Consider the following 21,900-nt stretch of genomic DNA (forward strand, 5'->3'; position numbering starts at 1 on the left):
GGTCACCTTCGAGCAGGACCCGGTCGCGCGCCCGCTCGCGCACCGGATCGGGCAGCGGGATCGCCGACAACAACGCCTGCGTGTACGGATGCGCCGGAGCCTCGTAGACGGCGTCCGCCTGCCCGATCTCGGCGATCCGGCCGAGGTACATCACGGCCACCCGGTCGGCGATGTGGCGCACCACGGCCAGGTCGTGCGCCACGAACAGGTAGGACAGGCCGAGTCTGGCCCTCAGCGAGCCGAGCAGGTTGATCACCCCGGCCTGGATCGACACGTCGAGGGCCGAAACCGGCTCGTCCAGCACGAGCAGCCGGGGCTCCAGCGCGAGCGCGCGGGCGACGGCGATGCGCTGCCGCTGCCCGCCGGAGAAGTCCTGCGGGTAGCGGGCGGCGTGGGAGGGGTCGAGCCCGACCAGCGAGAGCAGCTCGCCGACCCGGCGTCCTGGAGGCCGCCCGTGGGTGCGCAGCGGCTCGGCCAGGATGTCGTGCACCGTCATGCGGGGGTCGAGCGAGGCCAGCGGATCCTGGAAGACCACCTGCATCTCGCGCCGGATCTCGGTGCGCCGGGCGGCGTCGAGCCGCGCGGTGTCGTGGCCGAGCACGGTGATGACGCCCGCCTGGGGCGCCGCCAGCTCGAGGATCTGCGTCAGCGTGGTGGTCTTGCCGCTGCCCGACTCGCCGACCAGCCCCAGCGTCTCACCCTCGCGCAGGTCGAAGCCGACCCCGGCCACCGCGTGCACGGTGCCCACCCTGCGCCTGAACAGCGACCCCTTGAACAGCGGATAGTCCTTGACCAGACCGCGCACCTCCAGCACCGCGCGCGTCGCGCGCCGCGGCGCCGGCCGCGCGGAGCCGGGGGCCCCGGACGCGTCCGCGTCGTACGGGGCCACCTCCTTCCAGCGGATGCACGCGGCGTGGTGCCCGTCGCCCACCTCGAACAGCGGCGGCTCGTCCCGCTCACACGCGTCGATCCGCATCGGGCAGCGCGGCGCGAACGGGCACCCGGGCGGCAGCGCGCCCGGCGACGGCGGGCTGCCCTCGATCGGCGTCAGCGGCCGCCCGCCCCCGTCGACGCGCGGGATCGAGCCGAGCAGCCCCGCCGTGTACGGCATCCGCGTGCGGTAATAGACGTCGTCCACGCCGCCCACCTCGACCGGGCGGCCGGCGTACATGACCAGCACCCGGTCGGCGAAGCCGGCCACCACCCCGAGATCGTGGGTGATCATGATGATGGCGGCGCCGGTCTTGCGCTGCGCCTTCTTCAGCACCTCCAGCACCTGCGCCTGGACGGTCACGTCGAGCGCGGTGGTCGGCTCGTCGCAGATGATCACGTCAGGGTCGTTGGCGATGGCCATCGCGATCATCACGCGCTGCCGCATCCCGCCGGAGAACTCGTGCGGGAAGGCCAGCGCCCGCTCCGAGGGCTGCGGGATGCCGACGAGGTCGAGCAGCTGCACGGCCTTGACCAGGGCCGCCTCCTTGCCGACCCGCTGGTGCACGCGTACGGCCTCGGCGATCTGGTCGCCGACCCGGTAGACGGGCGTCAGCGCCGACAGCGGGTCCTGGAACACCATCGACATGGCCTTGCCGCGGTAGGAGGTCAGCTCCCGCGCGGGGGCGCCGATCAGCTCCCTGCCGTGCAGGCGTACGGACCCGGTGACGCGCGCGCCCTGGGGCAGCAGGCCCATGACGGCGGCCGAGGTGACCGACTTGCCCGACCCCGACTCGCCGACGATGCCGAGGACCTCGCCGCGGCGTACGGAACAGCTCAGCTCGCGCACGGCGGGCACGCCGCCGAACGACACACTGAGGTCGCGCACGTCGAGCACCGGTCTCATCGCGGCCTCGCCGACGAGGGGTCGAAAGCGTCACGCAGGGCGTCGCCGACGAGGTTGACCGCGAGCACGGTGACCACCAGCAGCCCCGCGGCGAACCAGAACGTCCACGGCGCGTAGACGGCCGTGCGCGAGCCGTCGGCGATCAGCGTCCCGAGCGACACGTCGGGCGGCTGGATGCCGAACCCGAAGTACGACAGCGAGGTCTCGGTGAGGATCGCGGTGCTGACGTTGAGCGTGGCGTCCACGATGAGCAGGGACGACAGGTTGGGGATCACATGGCGGAAGATGATGCGTACGGGCGGCACGCCTATGTAGCGGGCGGCCTGGATGAACTCCCGCTCCTTCGTCGAGATCGTCATGCCCCGCACGACCTTCGAGGTCACCATCCACAGGAACAGCGCCAGCGTGATCACGAACAGCGGCCACCGGCCCGCCCCGAACAGCGGCGACATGATCGCCAGCACCAGGAACGCAGGCAGCACGAGCAGCAGGTCGCTCACCCAGGTCACCGTCCGGTCGGTCCACCCGAGGAAATAGCCCGCGAACGCCCCCGCCACGGCCGCCAGCGCCGTGGACACCAGCGCCGCGAGCAGCCCCACGATCAGCGACTTCTGCATGCCGCGCAGCGTCACCGCGAAGACGTCGGCGCCCGTCTGGAGCGTTCCGAACCAGTGGCCGGGCGACGGCGGCCGCAAGAACGCGGTGAAGTCCTTGTCGAGGTAGCTCCACGGGCTGACCAGCGGCCCCGCGAAGGCCAGCAGGAACATCAGCGCGAGCACCGCGAAGCCGAGCCGCCCCTGCCCCGAACGGAAGAAACGCCCGGCGATCAGGCGTGCCCTGGACGGCGGTCGGGTGAGGACGCCCGCGCGCAGCTCCTCGGCCAGCTCCTCCTCGGACAGCGTCATCGCGCCCGCACCCGAGGGTCGAGCGCGGCGTGCAGCAGGTCGGCGGCCAGCGAGGCGCACAACACGGCGACGGCCGCCAGCAGGGAGACGGCGGCGACGGTGTTGACGTCGTTGCGGACGATCGAGTTGATCAGCTGCTCGCCCAGGCCGTGCCAGCCGAAGATCTTCTCCGTGAACGTCGCCCCCGTCAGCAGTGTCCCGAACGTGAACGCGAAGTAGGTCGCCACGGGGATCAGCGCGGTCCGCAGCGCGTGGCGGACGAGCGCACTGCCCCTGCTCAGCCCTTTGGCCATGGCGGTGCGTACGTAGTCGGCGCCCAGCACGTCGAGCATCATGTTGCGCTGGTAGCGGCTGAAGACGGCGATGAGCCCCACCGACAGCGAGACGGTCGGCAGGATCAGGTGCTGCAGCCGGTCGAGCGTGTGGCCCCAGAACCCGGTGTCGAGCCCGTCGCTGTGCTCGCCGCTCACCAGGAACACCTGGCGGCCGAAGACGTGCTCATTGGCCCACGTGGCCGCCAGGATCAGGATGTTGGCCAGCACGACCACGGGCACGGCGAGCACCACGAACGACAGGCCGGTCGAGAGGCGGTCGAACCAGCCGTACTGCCGGGCCGCGGCCAGCGCGCCCGCCAGCACGCCGAGCAGGCTCCCGCACACCAGCCCCAGCACGACCAGCCGGAAGGTCACGCCCATGCGGCGCTTGAGATCGGCGTTGACCGGCGTGCCGTCGACGGACCTGCCGAAGTCGCCGTGCAGCACACCCGCCGCCCACGTGGCGTAACGCTGCAGCAGGGGTGTCCGGTCGTTGAGGTTGAGCGCGCTCAGCTGGGCGTCGACCACGGCGGCCGGCGGTTTCGGCGTGCGGTCGGCGTAGTTGGAACGGGGGTCGAGGGCCGTGGCCGCCAGAAGGTAGGCGAGGCTGGCGGCCACCACGACGAGCACGGCGTAGTTGAGCAACCTGCGGGCCAGGAACCCCGCCATCGCTCCCCCTTCGACGCCGAGCCACCCATCGTGCTCATCTTGCTACACCGGGTGAGCGTCGTGGTGGATTACCGGCCGGAAAGTTCGTCCACGGCGGTGCGGACGTCCTCGCTCGTGATCGTCGTCAGGTCGGCGGAGCTGGCCGAGCCGCCCCGCGCGGCGTGCGCGGCCAGCCGTACGTCGCGGCGCATGGCGGCGCGCTCGAACAGGGACCTGGCGAAGCGGCCGTTGCCGAGCCCGTCGATCAGCCGCTCCTCGCACACCCAGGCGAACACCTCGTCGAGCCGGCGCAGCGCCTCCTCGTCGAACGAGTCGCCCGAGCGCTCCGCGAGCAGCACCGCGATCTCGGACAGCTCGGAGGGGGAGTAGCTGGGGAAGGCCACCCGCTGGTTGAACCGGCTGGCCAGGCCGGGGTTGGTGGCCAGGAAGGAGTCCATCTCGCGCTGGTAGCCGGCCAGCACGATCACGAGCCGGTCGCGGTCGTCCTCGGCGCGCTTGAGCAGGGTCTGCACGGCCTCGGCGCCGAAGGCGTCGCCGCCCTGGTAGCCGGGGTTGACCAGGCTGTAGGCCTCGTCGATGAAGAGCACGCCGCCGAGCGCGCGGTCGACCAGCTCGTTGGTCTTGATCGCGGTGGCGCCGAGGTGCTGGCCGACCAGGTCGGCCCGGTGCGCCTCGACGACGTCGGGTTTGGCCAGCAGGCCGAGCGCGGCGAACACCCGGCCGAGCACCCTGGCGACCGTGGTCTTGCCCGTGCCGGGCGGGCCGGCGAACACGAAGTGCCGCATCTGAGGCGGGGTGGGCAGCCCGCGCTCCTGCCGCATCCTGGCCACCTGGAGCTGGGCGGCGATCGCGTGCACCTGCCGTTTGACCGGTTCGAGGCCGGCCATCCTGTCGAGGTCGGCCAGCGCCTCCTCCAGCGTGGGCGTGGCCACGTAGCCGCGGAAGCGCGAGGTCAGCTCCTCGAACGCCTTGGTGACGTCGGGCGTGGTGGTGGTGACGAGGTCGTGCGTGGTCGGCGTCCCGCCCGCGCCCACCACCCGTACGTCGCGGGCCTGCGCGGCGGCCTCCACCAGGCTGCGCGCGAACCTGGCGTTGCCCAGCTCGTCGATCAGGCCGCGCCGGTGCACGTCGTCGAACAGGCCGAGCAACACCCGCTTGGTGTCGTCGCCCATCGTGTCGCCCCTGCGCTTCTGCAGCAGCTCGGTGACCTCGACGAGCTCGGCGGGAGAGTAGCCGGGGAAGCGTACGCGCGTGGCGAACCTGCTGGCCAGGCCGGGGTTGCTGGACAGGAACGAGCCCATCTCCTGCTCGTAGCCGGCCAGGATGATGATCAGCCGCTCGCGGTCGTCCTCGGCGCGCTTGAGCAGGGTCTGCACGGCCTCGGCGCCGAACCTGTCGGGCTGCCCGTCGGAGGAGTTGACCAGCCCGTACGCCTCGTCGATGAAGAGCACGCCGCCGAGCGCGCGGTCGACCAGCTCGTTGGTCTTGATCGCGGTGGCGCCCAGGAACTCGCCCACCAGGTCGGCCCGCTGCGCCTCGACGACGTAGGGGGTCTCCAACAGGCCGAACGCGTAAAAGATCTTGGCCAGCGCGCGAGCCACGCTGGTCTTTCCGGTGCCGGGCGGGCCGGCGAAGACGAAGTGCCTCGTGGGCCGGCCGGTGGTGTAGCCGGCCTCGGCCCGCAGCCTGGACGCCTCGATGGAGGCGGCGATCGAGCGCACCTGCTCCTTGACCGGCGCCAGGCCGACCATGCTCTCCAACTCGCCCAGCGCCTCCTCGACGGAGATCTGCGGCGGCGTGGCGGATCGGTCCTGCGCGGACTCGGGCCTGCCCTCGCGCACCCTGACGCGGACCTGCTGCTCCTCGGCCGCCGCGCGCTCGGCCTTGGCCCTGCGGGCCAGCACGAAACGCTGGATCAGCACCGCGAGGGCGGCGGCGTACGCGGCCCAGACGGAGACGTTCTCCGAGGCGAAGGAGAGCGGGACGGCGAGCAGGCCGGCGGGGGCGAGCGCCATCAGTGTCGTCACCCACGGCGTCACCCAGCGGATCAGGTGGGCGGCGGCCGCCACGGGCAGCGCCAGCCCGACCATGAGGTGCACCGAGCCCGAGCCGGGCGGGAACAGCCCGGAGAAGAGCGGCAGCGCCAGCACGACCCAGCCCGCGGCCACCAGCGAGGTGGCGGCGGCGCGGGGGAAGCGCATGGTGAGGGCCACGAACGCGAGCGCGAGAAGGACGAGCGGGAAGGTGCCCAGCAGGTCCCATCCGAGTGCGGCGCCCACGCCCATGGTGGCGACCAGCACGACCACGTAGAGCACCCGGCGCACGGCGGGGGGAATCTGGTAGTAGCGCTGCCGCACCTTCTCGAACAGATCCCGTGCCGCGGCCCGCCCCGCCGCCTGGGCCCTGTCGGACTCACGCATCACGCCTCCCCGGTCCGCCCCCGGTTATACCGCACCGGACGGGCGATTGGGCGGTCCTGACACGCTAGGTGGAGGTCACGAAAGAGGCGATGTGGCGGCCGAGTTCGGCCCCCGCGTCCTCTTGGAGGAAGTGCCCGGCGCCCTCGATCACGGGATGCCGCAGGCCGGAGGCGCCGGAGATCGATTTGAGCAGAATGGGCGCCATGCCGCCGGTGATCGGATCGCCGTCCGAGAACGCCACCAGGAACGGCCGGTCGAGCGTGGTGAGAACCTGCCAGGCAGCGCGGTTGGCCGGCGCGGCGGGGTCGTCGGGCGTGGTCGGCACGAGGCCGGGCATGGCCCGCGGGCCCGCTTTGTACTCCTCTCCGGGGAACGGCGCGTCGTAGGCCGAGCGGACCTCGTCGGGCAGCCGCGTCCTGCAGCCCGCCTGCACGAGCCTGGCGATGTCCAGGACCGGGGCCTTGAGCACGGTGTTCTTGAACCGGTGCCATACCTCGGGCAGGGGAATGTCACCGGTCGGCAAGCCCGTGTTCGCCGCCACGATCCTGGCGATCCGCCCGGGATGCTCGGCGGCGATGCGCAACCCGATGAGCCCGCCCCAGTCCTGCCCGACGACGGTGACGCCGTTCAGGCCGAGCGCGTCGAACAGCAGGGCGCGCGTCCACTCCACATGCCGGGCGTAGGTGTGGGCGGCGGGGTCGGCGGGCTTGTCGGAGCGGCCGAACCCGACGAGGTCCACGGCGAGCGCGCGCAGCCCGGCCGCGGCCAGTTCGGGCATGACGTGCCGGTAGAGGAACGACCAGGTGGGCTCGCCGTGCAGCAGCACGACGGGCTCGCCGTCGGCGGGGCCCGCCTCGACGTAGGCCATGCGCAGGCCATCGGCGACGTCGGCGTAGCGGGGTTCGTAGGGGAAGCCGGGCAGGCCGGCGAAGCGCTCTTCAGGCGTGCGCAGGACGTCCATAGAACATTATTCTACGCCGGACGGCCGGGCCGCGCCCCGATCCGGCGGCCCGATCAGGCGCGGCGCTGGTGGCGGCCGGGGAACTCGCCGAGGAACACCTGCTTGGGCGTGATGCGCAGGACGTCCGAGTCGGCCTGGGCGATGCCGCGCACCTCCACCCAGAAGCGCCGCTGCAACGGGTCCGTGGCGAACACCGCCACCCTGGGGTCGGCCTCGATGGCGTCCCAGGCCTCCGTCTCGGCGATCAGCCGCAGCTCGCCCGACGACGTGACGGACGCCACCGCGCCCGCGACCCGGGGGCCGAGGGGGTCGGCGTACGACAGGACGATGCCGCGGGCGTACGAGAAGGTCCGGAGTGCCTCCGGGCCGAGCGGGACGGACGGCTCGGCGCCCATGGGCAGGTCGCACATGAGCAGGGAGGACCGCCACGGGCCCGCGCCGCCACGCCACCACGCCCGCGCCGCGCGGGCCAGGAACACCGCCATCGCCACGGCCAGCGCGCCGAGCCCGGTCCGCCAGGCCCAGGCCGACCCGAGCAGCCCGCCCGCCGCGCTCGCCACGGCGGACACCACCACGAGCGCGGTCGCGGCGAGCAGCCACCCGTCCCCCCGGTGCCGGGCGCGCAGGTAACCGCGCACCATCGGGTACGGCACCGCGACCGCCGCCAGGGCGGCCCGCGGCTCCACGGCCAGGGCCCCGCCGAGCAGCGGAACGAGCACCGTCCACGTCCTGCCGAGCAGGATCCAGAGCGTCACGCCGGTGTTCCGCCTGGCGGTGCGCTCGCTCTCCTGGACGCGCGCCGACTCGGCCAGCGCCCGCAGCGGGCGCCCCCGCCAGGCCTCCGCCAGAGCGCGTACGCCGGCCAGCACCGGCCAGCCCAGCACCGCGATGCCCGCCAGACCGGCCCAGACGGGGTCGAACGCGGCCGGCAACGCCGGCACGGCCGCCAGCAGCAGCCAGGCGGCGAACGCCGCCACCGACACCGCCGCCGACACCAGGTGGGCGCCGAGCCAGGGGTCGAGGCGGAGCATCGGCCGCACATATCGCCACAGTCCGACTCTCCTGGCCTGCCTGACCGTGAGCGGCACCAGCACGGCCGGCACGGCGAAGCCGGCGAGCTCGGCCCGCGCGCCCCAGCCTGTCAACGCGGCCGCGGCGATCACGACCGTGGCCACGGCGACCAGCAGACGGGCCTGGCGGGACCAGACCTCCAGGGCGCGCCTCGCCCTGGAGGTGTCCCGCGGGTTCACCGGCCATGCGGGGTCGTGGTGCGGGCGGGGCCGGTCCCAGCGCAACAGCGACAGGCCGAGGTTCACGCGGGCCTGCGGATGACCGGGCTCGGTGGCGAGCGCGGCGCGGTAGGACCGCTCGGCGGCGGCGTGGTCGCCGCGCAGCAGGGCCAGGTCGCCCAGCATGACCGCGGGGCCCGCCTCCTCGGGCGCGAACTTCGCCGCCAGGGCGGCGTGCTCGACCGCGTCCCCCCAGCGGCCGGGCACGCGGCGCAGGATCGAGGCCAGGCGCAGGCGGGCCGGCCAGGAGCCGCGGGCCAGCTCGACGGCTCGCTCCGCGGCCGGCGCGGCGTCGGCGTCGCGGCCCAGCCGCTCGTGGGCGAGGCTGATGAGCCGGTGCGCCCACTCCGCTGAGGGGTCCAGGTCGGCGGCCCGGCGGGCGGCGTCGAGGGCGGAGTCGGGGCGGCCGGCGTTCAGCCTGGCCAGGGCCTCGGCGCACCACTCGCGAGAGGACCGGTCGGGTGAATCGCCTTGCCTGCCACGTAGATCGGTCCCCACGATCCCATGATCGCTTTGCGAGCGATCGTTGGATAGATACCGACATATGGCTGTATCTCTCTAGAGAGGTTCGTGTGTGACCCTGGATCAGGCGATACCGCTATGACAAGTGCCTGACATGGCCTAAGCTGCCACGCAAGCCGGAGCGGAGGAGCCTGGCGCGAGGCCTCGGGAGCAGCGAGCGCCGAGCCGTGGTCCCACGCGCCGACCTGAGAGCACGTGCGGGCCCTGGACACGGATCGGCCTGCAAGGAGGCCCATGACCGTCACACAGGCCGCACCTTTCGTGCGGACTGCGAACCGGGAGCACCGGGACCACCGCTGGTCCATCCTCGTGCTCCTGTGCCTGAGCCTGCTGCTGATCACGGTCGACGCCACGGTCCTGCACATCGCGGTGCCCGCGCTCACCGCGGGGCTCGAACCCTCCGCCGTGCAGTTGCTGTGGATCATCGACATCTACTCGCTGGTGGTCGCGCCGCTGCTGATCATGTTCGGCACGCTCGGCGACAAGTACGGCCGCAAACGCATGGTCCTGTGCGGCTTCGCGCTGTTCGGCCTGGCCTCGGCCGGCGCGGCGTTCGCCCCCACACCGCTGACCCTCATCCTGGCCAGGGCGCTGCTCGGCGTCGGCGGCGCGATGATCATGCCGGCCACGCTCTCGCTGATCCGGCAGGTGTTCACCGACCGGCGTGAGCGGGCCATCGCGCTGGGCGTGTGGAGCGCGGTCGCCGCCGCGGGCGCGGCCGTCGGGCCCCTCATCGGCGGCGTGCTCGTCGGCATCTGGTGGGGCGCGGTCTTCCTCATCAACGTGCCGATCCTGCTGGTGCTGCTGCCCGCCGCCGTCAGGCTGCTGCCCGAGTCGCGCGAGCGCAGGGACCGGCCCTGGGACGCGGTCAGCGCCGTGCTCTCGGTGCTCGGCATCCTCGCGCTGGCGTTCGGGCTGAAGGAGGCGGGGTCGGGCAGTTTGATGCCGCTGTGGGCGTCCGTACTCGTGTTCCTGGCCGGGCTCGGGCTGCTGGCCGCCTTCGTACGGCGGCAGACGCGGCTGCCCGTGCCGCTGCTGGAGATCGGGTTGTTCCGGCGGCGTGAGTTCGCCACCGGGGTCGCGGGAGTGCTGCTCGGCGTGTTCGCGCTGGTCGGGCTCCAGCTCATGCTCGCCCAATACCTCCAGCTCGTGCTCGGCGACAGCCCGCTGCGCGCCGCCGTCCGGATGTTGCCACTGGTCGTCTCCGCCGTCACCGGCGGGCTCGCCGCCGCCCACATCCTGCCGAGGATCGGCATGCGGGCCACGATGAGCGGCGGTCTCGGCCTCGTGGCGCTGGCGCTGACGCCCACGCTCAGCTGGGGCGTGGAAGGTCATCCCGTGATGCTGGCGATCTGCTTCGTCGGCATCGGCTTCGGGGTGCAGGTGGCGCTGCTGGCCGCCTCCGACACGATCATGTCGTCGGCCACCGAGGCGCAGGCGGGTGGGGCCGCGGCCATCGAGGAGACCGCCTACGAGCTCGGGGCCGGGCTGGGCGTGGCGGTGCTCGGCACGATCACCGCGATCGTGTACGCCCCCGGGCTGCCCGCCGTGCCGGGGGTGTCCGCGGGCGGAATGGACAAGGCCAGGCAGTCGCTCGCCTCGGCCGCGCACGTCGCGGACGAGATCGGCGGCAGAGCGGGCGTCGCGCTGCTCGACGCCGCCCGGTGGGCCTTCGTCAACGCCCTGCACACGACCGTGGTCGTGAGCGTCGTTCTGCTGAGCCTGACCGCCGTCGCGGTGGCCACGTTGCTCAGCCGTGATTGAGGTGTGCCATGTCCCGATCAGGGCAGACAATAACCGTGAAACAGGCCCTTCGCGATCTTGCCGCTTTAGTCGCCCGCATCGGTGTGGGCGGCATCTTCTTCGCCAACGGCTGGGCCAAGCTGGAAGACGGGCTGAAGATCACCGGTGAGAAGTTCCTCGAACAGGGCGCCCCCGCGCCCGGAGCCTGGGCCACGATCACGATGCTCGCCGAGCTCATCGGCGGCGCACTGCTGATCGCCGGGCTGGCGGTCTCGGTCACCGGGCTGATCCTCTTCGCCGAGGCGCTCGCCGTCTTCCTGGTCGCGCCGCCGCTCAACCCCATCAGCCTGAACGAGCTGATCCTTCTCGGCGCGGCGTCACTGCTGCTGGCCGTGGTGGGGGCGGGGCGGATCTCGGTGGACCACATGGTGGTGATCCGCCGGCGCGAGTCGGAGGCGGCCGACGAGTTCGCCGCCGACAGGGAGGCGGACAACGTCATCGCCTCCCTGCGCGAACCCGACACCTTCCCCAAGTCCGAAAAATCAGACAAGCCAGACAAGTCGGATAAGACCAGTAAGGCCGGCAAATCCGAACCCGCTCCTGAGACGCCGGCCACGGAGGACACGGCGCCGCACCCGCGCCCGCGCTCCCAGAGCGGGGAGCCGAAGAGCGGCGACGACCCCGCGCCGGCGCCGGGCGACACGCTGGTCGCCGGCCGGAAGAAACCCCCGGCCCGCAACCGCCGCACCACCACCTCCGACTGAGCGCCCCAGGTCAGGAGGGGGCGACGGGGGAGGAGGCCAGGGCGGCGCAGGCCTCGGTGGCCATGACGGCGCTCAGCTGCGCCGACAGGGGCACCTTGCCGTCCGCCGCGTGCGTCCACACCGGCCCGGCCAGGATCATGCCGTCGCGTTCGCACGACTTCCACAGCCGCTCGGTGCTGGCCAGCATGAAGTCCCGCAGGTCGGGCACATCCGCCGCGTCCACCAGCAGGCGCGCGTACCGGTAGAAGACTCCCTTGAACAGCCCTTCGTCACCGCCGCCGCCCTCGTCGGCGAAGACCCCGCCGGATGCCAGCTCGGCGAGGGCCGTGCGGGCCGTCCTGGTGGCGCGCCGCAGGTAGTCGTCCTCCCCGAGCGCGCGGGCCAGCTCCACACAGGCCCCGATGTAGAGACCCTGGTTGTACGTGAAACGCCACTGCTCGTCGATGGCGTGGTCCTGCTGCCGGTTGATCCCGTCGTGGACGAACCCGTCAGGCCGCACCAGCACGCGCTCCAGCCAGTCCATCGCCCGCCGCCCCCAGGCCAGTTGCTCGGGGTCGCCCGTGTGCCGGTGCAGGCGGGCGGACAGCACCACGAAGGGGCCGTTGGCGGGAGTGTTCTTGTAGTACGGCTGGGGGACCCGCCAGGCGATCCCGCCGCCCTGGTGCTCGTTCCAGCCGTTGTCCAGCACGTGCCGCCAGATCCGGGCCGCCTCCGCGCGCAGGTCGTCGTCGTCGCGGGCGTCGGCCAGCCGCAGGATCGCCAGGCCGAACCAGAGCATGTCGTCGAAGTAGTCGTTGAACAACGACCCGTCGTTGCGGGCGAGGATGTTGTCGTGGACCTCCATGGCGCGATCCAGCCATGCCTGGTCCGAGGTCCGCTCGTACGCGTCCACCCGCGCGTCCAGGGCGTGCGCCAGCCACCAGTAGTTGAAGACGTCGTTGTCGCCGGGCCCCAGCGGGTGCCAGTTGTCGAAGAGCTGCCGGCCGGGGACGGCGAAGTAGTGATCCAGGCTGCGCTGCGCCACGTCGGCGCGGTCGTTCCAGAGCGTGCGTGAATCGGGCTCGGGCAACACCAGGCGTTCTCCGTTCGTCGTTGCGTGCGTGGTCCGTGATCCGTGGGCTGGGCCGTGATCTGTGGGCTGGGCACGGGGCCGCTGCTAGCGTGGCCCGCGCCGGTCGTCGGCCTCGACGATCGTGAAGGGGACGATGGACCGTGCGGGGACGGGCTCGCCGCGCGTCTGGGCGAGCAGGAGGTCGACCGCGCGCCTGCCCATCTCGCGCTGGTCCTGGCGCACGTGCAGGAAGGCGGGCCCCGCCACGGGGTCGCCGGCGGAGTCGAAGCAGGCGATGAGGGGCCGGTCCCGCCCCGGCGGGGCCTCGACGGCCCGGTCCATCACGCGCGCGAGGTTGTACTCGCAGACCACGAACGCGGTGACCTCGGGCTCGCGCTCCTGGAAGGCGCGGACCCGCGCCACGTCGGCCCGCACGTTCTCCGCGCTGAAGGCGCCTGGCAGGGTGCTGGACAGGCAGGTCAGCAGGTGCTGGTGGCCGAGGGGCAGGCCGCGCCCCGCCAGCGCGGTCCGGAAGCCCTCCAGCCGCTCCTCGATGCTGGAGGTGTTCTCCGGCGGGGGCGAGACGAACGCGATGTGCCGGTGCCCCTGGTCGAGCAGGCGGTCGGTGAGGGTGCGGGCGGCGGCCACGTTGTCGGTGTGGACGGCGCACGCCTGGATGCCCGCCAGATAGCGGTCGACCAGCACCAACGGGTAGCCGGCGAGGATGGTGCGAAGCAGGCGGGCGTTGTAGTACTCGCCGTGAACGGGGAAGACGATCAGGCCGTCGACGAGGCCGCCGTCGACCATGGACGCGACCGCACGCTCCTCCTCCGCCTGGTCGCCGCGGGTGCGTTTGATCACGAGGGCGACCCCGTGCTCGGCGCAGCGTTCCTCCACGGCGGCGAGTAGTTCGAGACCGTACGCCTCCGACGCGTCGGGATAGATCATCGCGATCGCCCCGGGAGCCCGCTCGCCCGCCGCCGCGCGCTCGGCCGCGGTCCCGGTGGCGGGGATCGCGAGCTGGCCGAGGTCGGGCAACTCGTCGGCGACGAACGAGCCCTTGCCGCGGATGCGCTCCACGACGCCCGCCTGCCGCAGGAGCTCCAGGGCGCGCTTCGAGGTGATGCGGCTGACCTCGAACCGCTCGGCCAGCTCCATCTCGGAGGAGACGCGGTCTCCCGGGACCAGGGCGCCCCGCCTGATCTCGTCCAGCACGTATTCGATGATGCGCTCGTAGAGCAGCGGGCCTCTTGCGACCACTCTTCCCCTTAGGCCACGAAAGTTGGTATATCAGCGGAAGCTAGGTATATACCATCTTACCGCCCATCAACCTGGACTTCGTTACCAAGATATTTCGTCCTGATATCTCCAACATATTGACTTATATCAACATGCTTCCTACCTTTCCCACAAGTGACCTCTCCGGGAAGTCCCGAAGGAGACCGCGTGACCAGGACGCTCGCCACAGGGCCGGACATCCGCGGGCCCGCCGCCGGCCGGCCTCGGCATGGACGTCGCCCTGAACGTTCGGCGCCGGGCCGCCACCAGGCGCGCGCCGGCATGGCGTTCACCGCGCCGGCGATGGCGTTGTTCCTCGTCTTCACCGTGCTGCCGGTGGCCGGCGCCTTCGGCCTCAGCTTCACGACGTACGACGTGCTGACGCCGCCGTCCTGGGCCGGCCTGGCCAACTACGGGCGCCTCCTGGAGGACGACACGTTCTTCACCACGCTGAAGAACATCCTCTACTACTGCGCGATGTTCGTGCCCGCCATGATCGCCATCTCGCTGGTGCTGGCGCTGGCGCTCAGCCGGCGGCTCCCGGGCATGGCGATCTTCCGCACCGTCTACTTCATCCCGGTCGTCACCTCGCCCGTCGCCGCCGCCACCGTGTGGGCGTGGATGCTGAACAGCCACTACGGCCCCATCAACGAGGTCCTCGGATATTTCGGCATTCCCGGCCCCGCCTGGGTGGGCGACGGCAGCACGGCCATGGTGTCCATCGTGATCGTCACGCTGTGGCAAGGGGCGGGCTCCAACATGCTCATCTACCTGGCCGGCCTGCAGAACGTCCCGGCCCACCTGTACGAGGCCGCCGCGCTCGACGGGGCCGGCCGCTGGCGGACGTTCCTGCACATCACCTGGCCCTCGCTGCGCACGACCACCTTCTTCGTCACGACCCTGTCGCTGATCGGCGCGTTCCAGCTCTTCGACCAGGCGTACGTGATGACCAAGGGCGGTCCCGGCAACACGACGCTGACGCCCGTCTACCAGATCTACGAGACGGGCTTCAACCGGCTGCAGATGGGCTACGCCTCCGCGCAGGCCTTCACCCTGTTCGTCATCATCGTCGCCGTCACGGTGATCAACATGCGGGTCAACCGCGACCAGGTGCCGGAGTGATGCCCATGACCAGCAGGACCACCGCAGCGATCCGTCTCGTGCTCGGCCGCACGGTCTTCTACGGTGTGCTGACGGTGATGGGCCTGTTCATGCTGCTGCCGTTCCTGTGGTCGCTGAGCACGTCGCTCAAGCCGAACGAGGAGATCATCGCGCTGCCCATCAAGTGGCTGCCCGGCTCGCTCACCTTCGAGCACTACTGGTCGGCGTTCACCACCGTCCCGTTCGCCCGGCACTTCGCCAACTCGATGCTGCTGGCCGTGGCGGGCGTGGCGACCAACGTGCTGCTCGGCGCGCTGGCTGGCTACGCCTTCGCCCGGCTGGCGTTCCGGGGCAACCGGCTGCTGTTCCGGCTGCTGCTGGCCTCGATGATGGTGCCGCCCGTCGTGACGCTGGTGCCGTCGTTCATCATCGTCAGGAGCATGCCGCTGGTGGGCGGCAACGACATCACCGGGCAGGGCGGCGCCGGGCTGCTCAACACGTACTGGGCGGTCATCCTGCCGGGGGCGGTCGGGGCGTTCGCGGTGTTCATGATGCGGCAGTTCTTCCTGGCGCTGCCCAAGGACCTGGGCGAGGCCGCCCGCGTCGACGGGTGCCGCGAGTTCCGCATCTTCTGGAGCATCTACCTGCCCCTGTGCCGTCCCGCGCTGGCCACCCTGTCGGTGTTCACGTTCGTCGCCGGCTGGAACGGCTTCCTGTGGCCGCTGATCGTGCTCAACGACCCCGACATGATGACGATCCAGATGAGCCTGGCCGCCTTCTCCTACAACCAGAAGACCGACTACGGGCCGCTCATGGCCGGATCGATCGTCGCCATGGTGCCCACGCTCCTGCTGTTCGCCTTCGGACAGCGCTACCTCACCCGCGGCCTGGCCTTCACCGGCACGGGCTCCAAGTGACCCTCCCTGTGATCTCCGAGAAAGGAACGAGCCGCCGATGCGCTGGACTCTGCCCGGGCGGCTGGCCGTCACCACCGTCGCCCTCCTGACCGTGGTCTCCACCGGCTGCGCCCCGTCCGACGACGACTCCTCCGGCTCCGGTGAAGTGGTCAGGCTGACCTTCTGGGGCGACTGGTCGGGCGAGGGCGAACAGCAGTTCAGGACGATGACCGACGCCTTCAACAAGACCCATCCCGGCATCCGGGTCGAATACGTCGTCCAGGAGGACATGCTCACCAAGTTCCTCACCGCCTCGACCTCCGGCCAGGCCCCCGACGTCATGTTCTGGGACCGCTGGCGCACGGCCACGTACGCGCCCAAGAACGTGCTTGAGCCGCTCGACGAGCGCATGAAGAAGGACGGCATCGACCGCGAGCGGTTCTACGGCGAGGCGGTGCGCGAGCTGAGCCACGACGGCAAGGTGTACGGCCTGCCGTTGACCGTCGACGCGCGGGCCCTGTTCTACAACAAGACCCACCTGAAGGAGGCCGGGGTGGAGCCGCCCCGCACCTGGGCCGACCTGGAGGAGGCGGCGATCAAGCTGACCAGGAGGGAGGGCGGCAAGCTGATCCGCGCCGGGCTGTCGATGGACGACGTGGGCCTGTTCAGCATGTACCTCCACCAGGCCGGCGGCCAGATGGTCACCGACGACTGCTCCCGCACCACCTTCAACAGCCCGCAGGGCACTCAGGCGCTCGACCTGTGGGGCCGCATGGTCAGGGGCGGCGTCTACCAGACCGGGTTCGAGACCGGGCTGGGCGAGGGCACCGACGCGTTCGCCACCGGCAAGGTCTCCATGATCTTCACCGGCCCGTGGAACATCACCACCTACAAGAAGTACGGCAAGGACCTCGACTTCGGCATCGTGCCGCCGCCCGCGGGGCCGCAGGGCGGCAAGGCCAGCCTCATGGGCGGCTTCGGCCTGGTGATCCCGCGCGCGGCCAAGCAGAAGGACGCGGCCTGGGAGTTCGTCAAGTGGTGGACGGCCGAGAAGGCCAACGCGCTGAAGTGGGCCAAGACCAGCCTGAACATCCCCGGCAACGTGGAGGCGGCCACGGACCCCTTCTTCACCGGCGACCCGTTCTGGAGGCCGATCCTCGACACGCTCGAATACGCCAAGGTACGGCCGGCCTGCGCCGGCTACCCGCCGATGGAGGACGAGGCCCTCATCCCCAACCTGCAGTTGTTCCTGGGGGGCAAGGCCACCGCCCAGCAGGCCCTGGCCAAGTCCCAGGAGCAGGGCGACCGCGTCCTGACCCAGAACAACCTCGACTGAGGAGAGCATCTGTGAGAGCGCGCATCGCGGCCGTCTGCGTCGCGTTATTCGGCCTGATGCAGGCCGGCCTGGTCGCCCAGCCGGCGCACGCCACCGTCCCCGGGGACGCCGACGCCGCCATGTCGGCCTTCGTCGACGCCTTCTGGGACCCGGAGAAGAAGTACTTCTACACCAACAGCGACCGCCGTGTGCACGAGCACGCCCACGGGCCGGAGGACGGGCTCTACACCGACTTCTGGTGGGAGGCTCAGCTGTGGGAGCTGGTGATGGACGCTTACGAGCGCACCCGCAGCCAGGAATACCGGCAGATGCTCGACGACGTGTACGCGGGCTTCGTCGCCTACTACCCGGACTTCGCCAACGACTACAACGACGATCTCGGGTGGTGGGCGCTGGCGAGCGCGCGGGCGTACGAGCTGACCGGGGACGAGACGTACCTGAACCGGTCGAAACAGTTGTTCGAGCGGATCTGGGCCGAGCGCGACGACACGCACGGCGGCGGCATCTGGTGGCGCAGGAGTGAGCGCGACCAGAAGAACGTCGCCACGAACGCCCCCGCGGCGATCACGGCCACCAAGCTGCACGCCGCGACCGGCGACGACTCCTACCTGTCGCGGGCGCGCAACCTGTTCGCCTGGGTGAAGGAGAACCTGCAGGAGGACGGGCACGTCTTCGATCACTTCGAAGCCGACGGCACGCTCGTCAAGTGGGACTTCACCTACAATTTCGGCACCTACATCGGCGCCGCGGCCGCGCTCTACGAGGCGACGGGCACGGCCTCCTACCTCGCCGACGCCCGCGCCGCCGCCGACTGGGCCACCGCCAACCTCACCAACGGCGGCACCCTGCTGCACGAGGGCGTCAACGACGGGGGCGGCTTCAAGGCGCTGCTGATCCGCTATCTCAACGTGCTGGTGACCCGGCACGGCCAGGCGAAGTATCTGCCGTTCCTGCAGCGCAACGCCACCCAGGCCTGGCAGCACAGGCGTCCTTCCGACGACCTGATGGGCCCCGACTGGTCCGCGCCCGCGCCGGACACGTTCCTGCAGAGCCTGACCGCGGCGGCGCCCGTCAGCATGCTCCAGCTCGTCAAGCCCGATGGCAACGGCGGGATCCAGCCGGAGAACGGCGTCTACGAGGCCGAGAACGCGCGCTCTGAGGGCATCGGCGGGGAGAGCACCCAGCCAGGCTACACCGGCAGGGGTTACCTCGCCGGCTGGAACGCCGCAGGTCAGGCGCTGACCATTCACGTGAACGTCGGCCGCGCCGTGCCCCACCAGCTGCGCTTCCGCTACGCCGCGGGCGCGGGCGACGCCGGCCGCCGCATCCTCGTGAACGGCGCTCAGGCCGCCGACCTGCGCTTCCCCGCCACGGAGGGCGGCTGGGGCGACTGGAGCACCGCCGTGCTCGACGGGGTCCAGCTGAAGCGCGGGCACAACACGATCCGAATGGAGCTGGGCGCCGGCAACTTCCTCAACCTCGACGCGATGACCCTCAGCGACCGGCGCACGTGAGACCGGCTCATGTTGGGCCTTGCGGGGCCCATGACGGCGGCGAGTCCTGCCCGATCCGATCGCCGGCCTGCTCCCGCCCGGCGTCTCGCTGCCGCTCTATCCGCCCGCGCCGCACTGCAACACCAGGGGGCTGACCGCGCTCGGCGAGCACATGATCAAGGGCATGATCGAACGCGGCATGCTGGTCGAGATCGACCACATGAGCGTGAAGGCCGCCGGGCGTGCGCTCGACCTGCTGGAAGCCGCCCGGTACCCGGGCGTGATCTCCTCTCACAGCTGGACAGACCCGCACTATTTCGAGCGTGTCTACGCACTCGGCGGCATGATCAACCAGTACGGGCACGACGCCGAGCACTTCGTCGCCGAGTGGGCCCGCACCGAGCCGCCCAGGCAGCAGCACGGGATCGCGGGCTACGGCTACGGCCTGGACGTCAACGGGATGGGGCGGCTGCCGGGGCCGAGGGCCGCCAACGCGGCCGACCCTGTGACGTACCCGTTCACCTCCTTCGACGGCGGCGTGAGCTTCGACCGGCTGCGCACCGGCGAGCGGGTCCGGGACGTCAACACCGACGGGGTCGCCAACTACGGCCTGGTGCCCGACTGGATCGAGGACATGCGGATCATCGCCGGCGACGAGATCGTGCGGGACATGGCGGCGAGGGCAAGTGCGTGTGCAGCCGGATCGAGGCGCTGTTCCTGAAGCAGGACCAGAGCGCCGTCTTCTCCGCCACGTTCGCCGCACCGCCCGCGGACGTGGGATCGGTGGACGTGCACATTCCCAACGTGGGGACGCTGGCGAATGTACCGATCAGCTAGCGCGCTGGCCCTGTCGCTGCTCGTGGCGCTCACGCCTTCCCCCTCGCCCTCGGCTCCCGTCCAGGTGCCCGTGGAGGGAGGGCAGCCCGCCACCGCGCCGGTGCTCGACATCAGCGGCGAGATCCTCGACATCTCCGAGCGGATCTCCAATCTCGACGAGTCGGTGACCAACGAGACCAGCGGCAGGGAACGCACGATCACGGTGGCCGCCGACGTGCTGTTCGCCTTCGACAAGGCCACGCTGACCGGCAAGGCCGAGCGCCGGCTGGAGCAGGTGGCCGAGCTGCTCAAGGCCGAGGCGGCGGGAAAGCCGGTGAAGATCGACGGCTACACCGACGCCAAGGGCTCCGGCTCCTACAACCTGGAGCTGTCGCGCAAGCGGGCGGAGGCGGTGCGCGACGCGCTCGGCAAGCTGGCGCCGGGAACCGAGTTCGCCGTGGCCGGCCACGGCGAAGCCGGCTCTGTCGCGCCCAACGCCCTGCCCGACGGAGGCGACAACCCCAAGGGCCGCGCGAAGAACCGCAGGGTGGAGATCGGCTTCACCCGCTGAACCGGGCTCACATCCCCGCGGTGAGCCGGGCCGCCACCCGCATCTTGCTCATCGCGTCCAGCGCCGCCACCTTGTACGACTCGGCTGCGACGTGCCCGTGGCGATCACGATTGCGGATGGCCTGGATCTCCCTGCCGATCACGTGCTGCGTGCGCACACCGAGATCGGCGACGGTGATCTCTTCCTTGACGCGGTAGCTGGCGCCGTACAGCTCGCGCTGGTTGAGGCCCGTGAGATAGAGCACCGCCTCGCGCAGCGTCTTCGACAAGTCGTGCCGGTGTTGACGCACACGCCGCCGATCATGTGCCGCTTCTCGACTATCGCTAGGTTCCTGCCTAGTCTCGCCGCCGCGATCGCGGCCTTCTGCCCGCCCCGCCCGGAACCCAGGACCACCACAGCGAAATCCGCCACACCGGCCAGTCTGGGGGTGGGGCGGCAGCGGGAAAAGCCCTTCCTGCAAGACTTCGTCGTATGATGCGCGCATTCTGCCAGGTAGACGTCTTCACCGACGTCCCCTACCGCGGCAACCCGCTGGCCGTGGTGGTCGACGGCGAAGGGCTGAGCACCGAGGACATGCGGCGCTTCGCCGCGTGGACCAACCTGTCCGAAACCACCTTCCTGCTGCCGCCGGCCGCTCCGGAGGCCGACTACCGGGTACGGATCTTCACCCCGACCGGCGAGCTGCCCTTCGCCGGGCACCCTACGCTCGGCACCTGCCACGCCTGGCTGGAGGCCGGGGGAGTGCCGCGCGAGGACGGCGAGATCACGCAGGAGTGCGGAGCGGGGCTCATCCGGTTGCGCAGGACGGACGCCGGGCTCGCGTTCCAGGCGCCGCCGCTGCTGCGCTCCGGCCCCGTGGAGGACGAGCTCGTCGAGCTGGTCTCCGAGGCCCTGCGGATTCCCAGGGACGACATGGTCGACGTCGAGTGGGCCGACAACGGCCCCGGATGGGTGGCGGTGCTGCTCGCCGACGCCGACTCCGTCCTCGCGGTCCGGCCCGGTCCCGTGCCGCACGACGTCGGCGTGGTGGGGCCGTACCCGGAGGGCTCGCCGTGCGCCTTCGAGCTACGGGCCTTCACCCCCGTGCACGGCACCACCGTGGAGGACCCCGTGACCGGCAGCCTGAACGCGTCGGTGGCGCAGTGGCTGCTGCGGACCGGGCGGGCCACGGCGCCGTACGTGGCGAGCCAGGGCGCCGCGCTCGGACGCGCCGGGCGGGTGCACGTCTCCACCGGCGAGCAGGGCGAGGTCTGGGTGGGCGGCTCGGTCGTCACCTGCGTCAGCGGGCGGGTCGTGTTGTGAACCTGACCTCGTCACCCGGCCTCAGCTGCGCCGCCACCGCCAGGTCGGCCGCCGTCACGACGGCGATCACCGGGTAGCCGCCCGTCGGGGGGTGGTCGGCGAGGAAGACGATCGGCTGCCCGCTCGGAGGCACCTGCACGGCCCCGGCGACCATGCCCTCGCTCGGCAGCTCGCCCTCCTTGGCGCGTACCAGCTCGGGTCCGCTCAGCCGCACCCCGACGCGGTTGCTGTCCTGGCTCACGACGTACGGCCCCGCGCACAGCGCCGCCGGCGCCTCGGGCGTGAACCAGTCGTCGCGCGGCCCCGGCAGCACGCGCAGCACGGCGGGCCTCGGTCCGGGCAGGGGCGCGAGGTCGGCGACGATGTCACCCCCCGGCGGGCCGACCGGCAGCAGCGTCCCGGCCCGCAGCGGCTCGGGGCCGAGCTCCGACAGCGAGTCGGTCGATCGGCTGCCGAGCACCGGTTCGACCGCGATCCCCCCGCGCACGGCCAGATAGGTGCGCAGCCCCCACGCAGGCGTTCCCAGCCGCAGCTCCGCCCCCGCGGGCACCCAGAACGGCACCCCCATCCCGGCCCGCGCGCCCGCCCGCCGGGCGTTCTCCCGCTGATCCGCCGCGGGCCGGCCAGGGGAC

At 71.5% G+C, this 21,900-nt stretch carries 20 protein-coding genes and 1 pseudogene; 10 read left to right on the plus strand and 11 right to left on the minus strand.

Annotation, left to right across the window (positions count from 1 at the left end; translation table 11 throughout):
* From GUY59_RS37885 to GUY59_RS37910, 6 genes are all read right to left on the minus strand, one after another.
* On the minus strand, nucleotides 1-1,837 hold a 1,837-nt coding region (locus tag GUY59_RS37885), incomplete at its 3' end, for a dipeptide ABC transporter ATP-binding protein (RefSeq protein ID WP_161714902.1).
* Nucleotides 1,834-2,742 carry an ABC transporter permease gene (locus GUY59_RS37890; RefSeq protein WP_138205974.1) on the minus strand — a complete coding sequence of 303 codons (909 nt, stop codon included), beginning with the start codon at nucleotides 2,740-2,742 and terminating at the stop codon, nucleotides 1,834-1,836. The genes GUY59_RS37885 and GUY59_RS37890, both read right to left, overlap by 4 nt.
* Nucleotides 2,739-3,725 carry an ABC transporter permease gene (locus tag GUY59_RS37895; protein ID WP_132340614.1) on the minus strand — a complete coding sequence of 329 codons (987 nt, stop codon included), beginning with the start codon at nucleotides 3,723-3,725 and terminating at the stop codon, nucleotides 2,739-2,741. Before GUY59_RS37895 ends, GUY59_RS37890 begins: the two co-directional genes overlap by 4 nt.
* Before the next feature lie 68 nt (nucleotides 3,726-3,793).
* Entirely contained in the window at nucleotides 3,794-6,145 is a 2,352-nt protein-coding gene (locus GUY59_RS37900; RefSeq protein WP_138205976.1) for an AAA family ATPase, read from the minus strand.
* 64 nt (nucleotides 6,146-6,209) lie between these two features.
* Entirely contained in the window at nucleotides 6,210-7,106 is an 897-nt protein-coding gene (locus tag GUY59_RS37905; RefSeq protein WP_138205978.1) for a haloalkane dehalogenase, read from the minus strand.
* Nucleotides 7,107-7,159: 53 nt separating this feature from the next.
* Entirely contained in the window at nucleotides 7,160-8,893 is a 1,734-nt protein-coding gene (locus GUY59_RS37910) for a tetratricopeptide repeat protein (protein ID WP_138205980.1), read from the minus strand.
* Between the two features lie 258 nt (nucleotides 8,894-9,151).
* Between GUY59_RS37910 and GUY59_RS37915 the strand changes: the two genes are divergently transcribed.
* Together GUY59_RS37915 and GUY59_RS37920 are read left to right on the plus strand one after the other, a co-directional pair.
* Nucleotides 9,152-10,681, plus strand: coding sequence for an MFS transporter (locus tag GUY59_RS37915; RefSeq protein ID WP_138205982.1), 1,530 nt, complete (start codon nucleotides 9,152-9,154; stop codon nucleotides 10,679-10,681).
* Between the two features lie 35 nt (nucleotides 10,682-10,716).
* A complete protein-coding gene (locus GUY59_RS37920) occupies nucleotides 10,717-11,424 on the plus strand; it encodes a DoxX family protein (RefSeq protein WP_161714903.1) in 708 nt (235 codons plus the stop codon).
* A 10-nt stretch (nucleotides 11,425-11,434) separates the two neighbouring features.
* On the opposite strand, the gene GUY59_RS37925 is transcribed toward GUY59_RS37920, so the two are convergent.
* Both GUY59_RS37925 and GUY59_RS37930 read right to left on the minus strand, forming a co-directional pair.
* A complete protein-coding gene (locus GUY59_RS37925; RefSeq protein WP_161714904.1) occupies nucleotides 11,435-12,496 on the minus strand; it encodes a glycoside hydrolase family 76 protein in 1,062 nt (353 codons plus the stop codon).
* An 84-nt stretch (nucleotides 12,497-12,580) separates the two neighbouring features.
* Entirely contained in the window at nucleotides 12,581-13,735 is a 1,155-nt protein-coding gene (locus tag GUY59_RS37930; protein WP_138205988.1) for a GntR family transcriptional regulator, read from the minus strand.
* A gap of 186 nt (nucleotides 13,736-13,921) precedes the next feature.
* Here GUY59_RS37930 and GUY59_RS49375 point away from each other — a divergent pair, with 186 nt between their 5' ends.
* From GUY59_RS49375 to GUY59_RS37965, 7 genes are all read left to right on the plus strand, one after another.
* The gene (locus GUY59_RS49375) at nucleotides 13,922-14,875 is read left to right on the plus strand and encodes a carbohydrate ABC transporter permease (protein ID WP_201761816.1); all 954 of its coding nucleotides are present in this window, start codon (nucleotides 13,922-13,924) and stop codon (nucleotides 14,873-14,875) included.
* Nucleotides 14,876-14,880: 5 nt separating this feature from the next.
* On the plus strand, nucleotides 14,881-15,771 hold the full coding sequence (locus tag GUY59_RS37940; RefSeq protein ID WP_138205990.1) for a carbohydrate ABC transporter permease: 891 nt from the start codon (nucleotides 14,881-14,883) through the stop codon (nucleotides 15,769-15,771).
* 37 nt (nucleotides 15,772-15,808) lie between these two features.
* Nucleotides 15,809-17,086, plus strand: a complete 1,278-nt coding sequence (locus GUY59_RS37945) for an ABC transporter substrate-binding protein (protein ID WP_138205992.1) — start codon at nucleotides 15,809-15,811, stop codon at nucleotides 17,084-17,086.
* Between the two features lie 11 nt (nucleotides 17,087-17,097).
* A complete protein-coding gene (locus tag GUY59_RS37950) occupies nucleotides 17,098-18,600 on the plus strand; it encodes a glycoside hydrolase family 76 protein (RefSeq protein ID WP_138205994.1) in 1,503 nt (500 codons plus the stop codon).
* Between the two features lie 163 nt (nucleotides 18,601-18,763).
* Nucleotides 18,764-19,300 (plus strand): hypothetical protein, encoded by a 537-nt coding sequence (locus tag GUY59_RS37955; protein ID WP_236667885.1) that lies wholly within the window; start codon nucleotides 18,764-18,766, stop codon nucleotides 19,298-19,300.
* Entirely contained in the window at nucleotides 19,270-19,416 is a 147-nt protein-coding gene (locus tag GUY59_RS37960) for a hypothetical protein (RefSeq protein WP_161714905.1), read from the plus strand. Before GUY59_RS37955 ends, GUY59_RS37960 begins: the two co-directional genes overlap by 31 nt.
* A complete protein-coding gene (locus GUY59_RS37965) occupies nucleotides 19,400-19,966 on the plus strand; it encodes an OmpA family protein (RefSeq protein WP_138205998.1) in 567 nt (188 codons plus the stop codon). Before GUY59_RS37960 ends, GUY59_RS37965 begins: the two co-directional genes overlap by 17 nt.
* A 7-nt stretch (nucleotides 19,967-19,973) precedes the next feature.
* On the opposite strand, the gene GUY59_RS49380 is transcribed toward GUY59_RS37965, so the two are convergent.
* Complete coding sequence (locus GUY59_RS49380; protein ID WP_236667886.1) at nucleotides 19,974-20,234, minus strand: hypothetical protein; 261 nt, start codon at nucleotides 20,232-20,234, stop codon at nucleotides 19,974-19,976.
* Between the two features lie 62 nt (nucleotides 20,235-20,296).
* Nucleotides 20,297-20,377 (minus strand): annotated as a pseudogene (locus GUY59_RS51545) (hypothetical protein); the annotation flags it as partial.
* Between the two features lie 60 nt (nucleotides 20,378-20,437).
* On the opposite strand from GUY59_RS51545, the gene GUY59_RS37975 reads away from it, so the two are divergent.
* Nucleotides 20,438-21,268: a PhzF family phenazine biosynthesis protein gene (locus GUY59_RS37975; RefSeq protein WP_138206000.1), complete on the plus strand. Its 831-nt coding sequence runs from the start codon at nucleotides 20,438-20,440 to the stop codon at nucleotides 21,266-21,268.
* Here the strand turns inward: GUY59_RS37975 and GUY59_RS37980 are convergent.
* On the minus strand, nucleotides 21,246-21,900 hold a 655-nt coding region (locus tag GUY59_RS37980; protein WP_161714906.1), incomplete at its 5' end, for a biotin-dependent carboxyltransferase family protein. The two genes, GUY59_RS37975 and GUY59_RS37980, sit on opposite strands and share 23 nt — an antisense overlap.

It is taken from the genome of Nonomuraea sp. K271 (assembly GCF_009908215.1).
Classification (GTDB): domain Bacteria; phylum Actinomycetota; class Actinomycetes; order Streptosporangiales; family Streptosporangiaceae; genus Nonomuraea; species Nonomuraea longispora.

What these genes read in the sequence shown, in the direction of transcription:
- GUY59_RS37890 (WP_138205974.1), bottom strand. Translation starts at nt 2,742, where the DNA reads ATGACGCTGTCCGAGGAGGAGCTGGCCGAGGAGCTGCGCGCGGGCGTC.
- GUY59_RS37895 (WP_132340614.1), bottom strand. Translation starts at nt 3,725, where the DNA reads ATGGCGGGGTTCCTGGCCCGCAGGTTGCTCAACTACGCCGTGCTCGTC.
- GUY59_RS37900 (WP_138205976.1), bottom strand. Translation starts at nt 6,145, where the DNA reads ATGCGTGAGTCCGACAGGGCCCAGGCGGCGGGGCGGGCCGCGGCACGG.
- GUY59_RS37905 (WP_138205978.1), bottom strand. Translation starts at nt 7,106, where the DNA reads ATGGACGTCCTGCGCACGCCTGAAGAGCGCTTCGCCGGCCTGCCCGGC.
- GUY59_RS37915 (WP_138205982.1), top strand. Translation starts at nt 9,152, where the DNA reads ATGACCGTCACACAGGCCGCACCTTTCGTGCGGACTGCGAACCGGGAG.
- GUY59_RS37940 (WP_138205990.1), top strand. Translation starts at nt 14,881, where the DNA reads ATGACCAGCAGGACCACCGCAGCGATCCGTCTCGTGCTCGGCCGCACG.
- GUY59_RS37945 (WP_138205992.1), top strand. Translation starts at nt 15,809, where the DNA reads ATGCGCTGGACTCTGCCCGGGCGGCTGGCCGTCACCACCGTCGCCCTC.
- GUY59_RS37955 (WP_236667885.1), top strand. Translation starts at nt 18,764, where the DNA reads ATGATCGAACGCGGCATGCTGGTCGAGATCGACCACATGAGCGTGAAG.
- GUY59_RS37965 (WP_138205998.1), top strand. Translation starts at nt 19,400, where the DNA reads ATGTACCGATCAGCTAGCGCGCTGGCCCTGTCGCTGCTCGTGGCGCTC.
- GUY59_RS37975 (WP_138206000.1), top strand. Translation starts at nt 20,438, where the DNA reads ATGATGCGCGCATTCTGCCAGGTAGACGTCTTCACCGACGTCCCCTAC.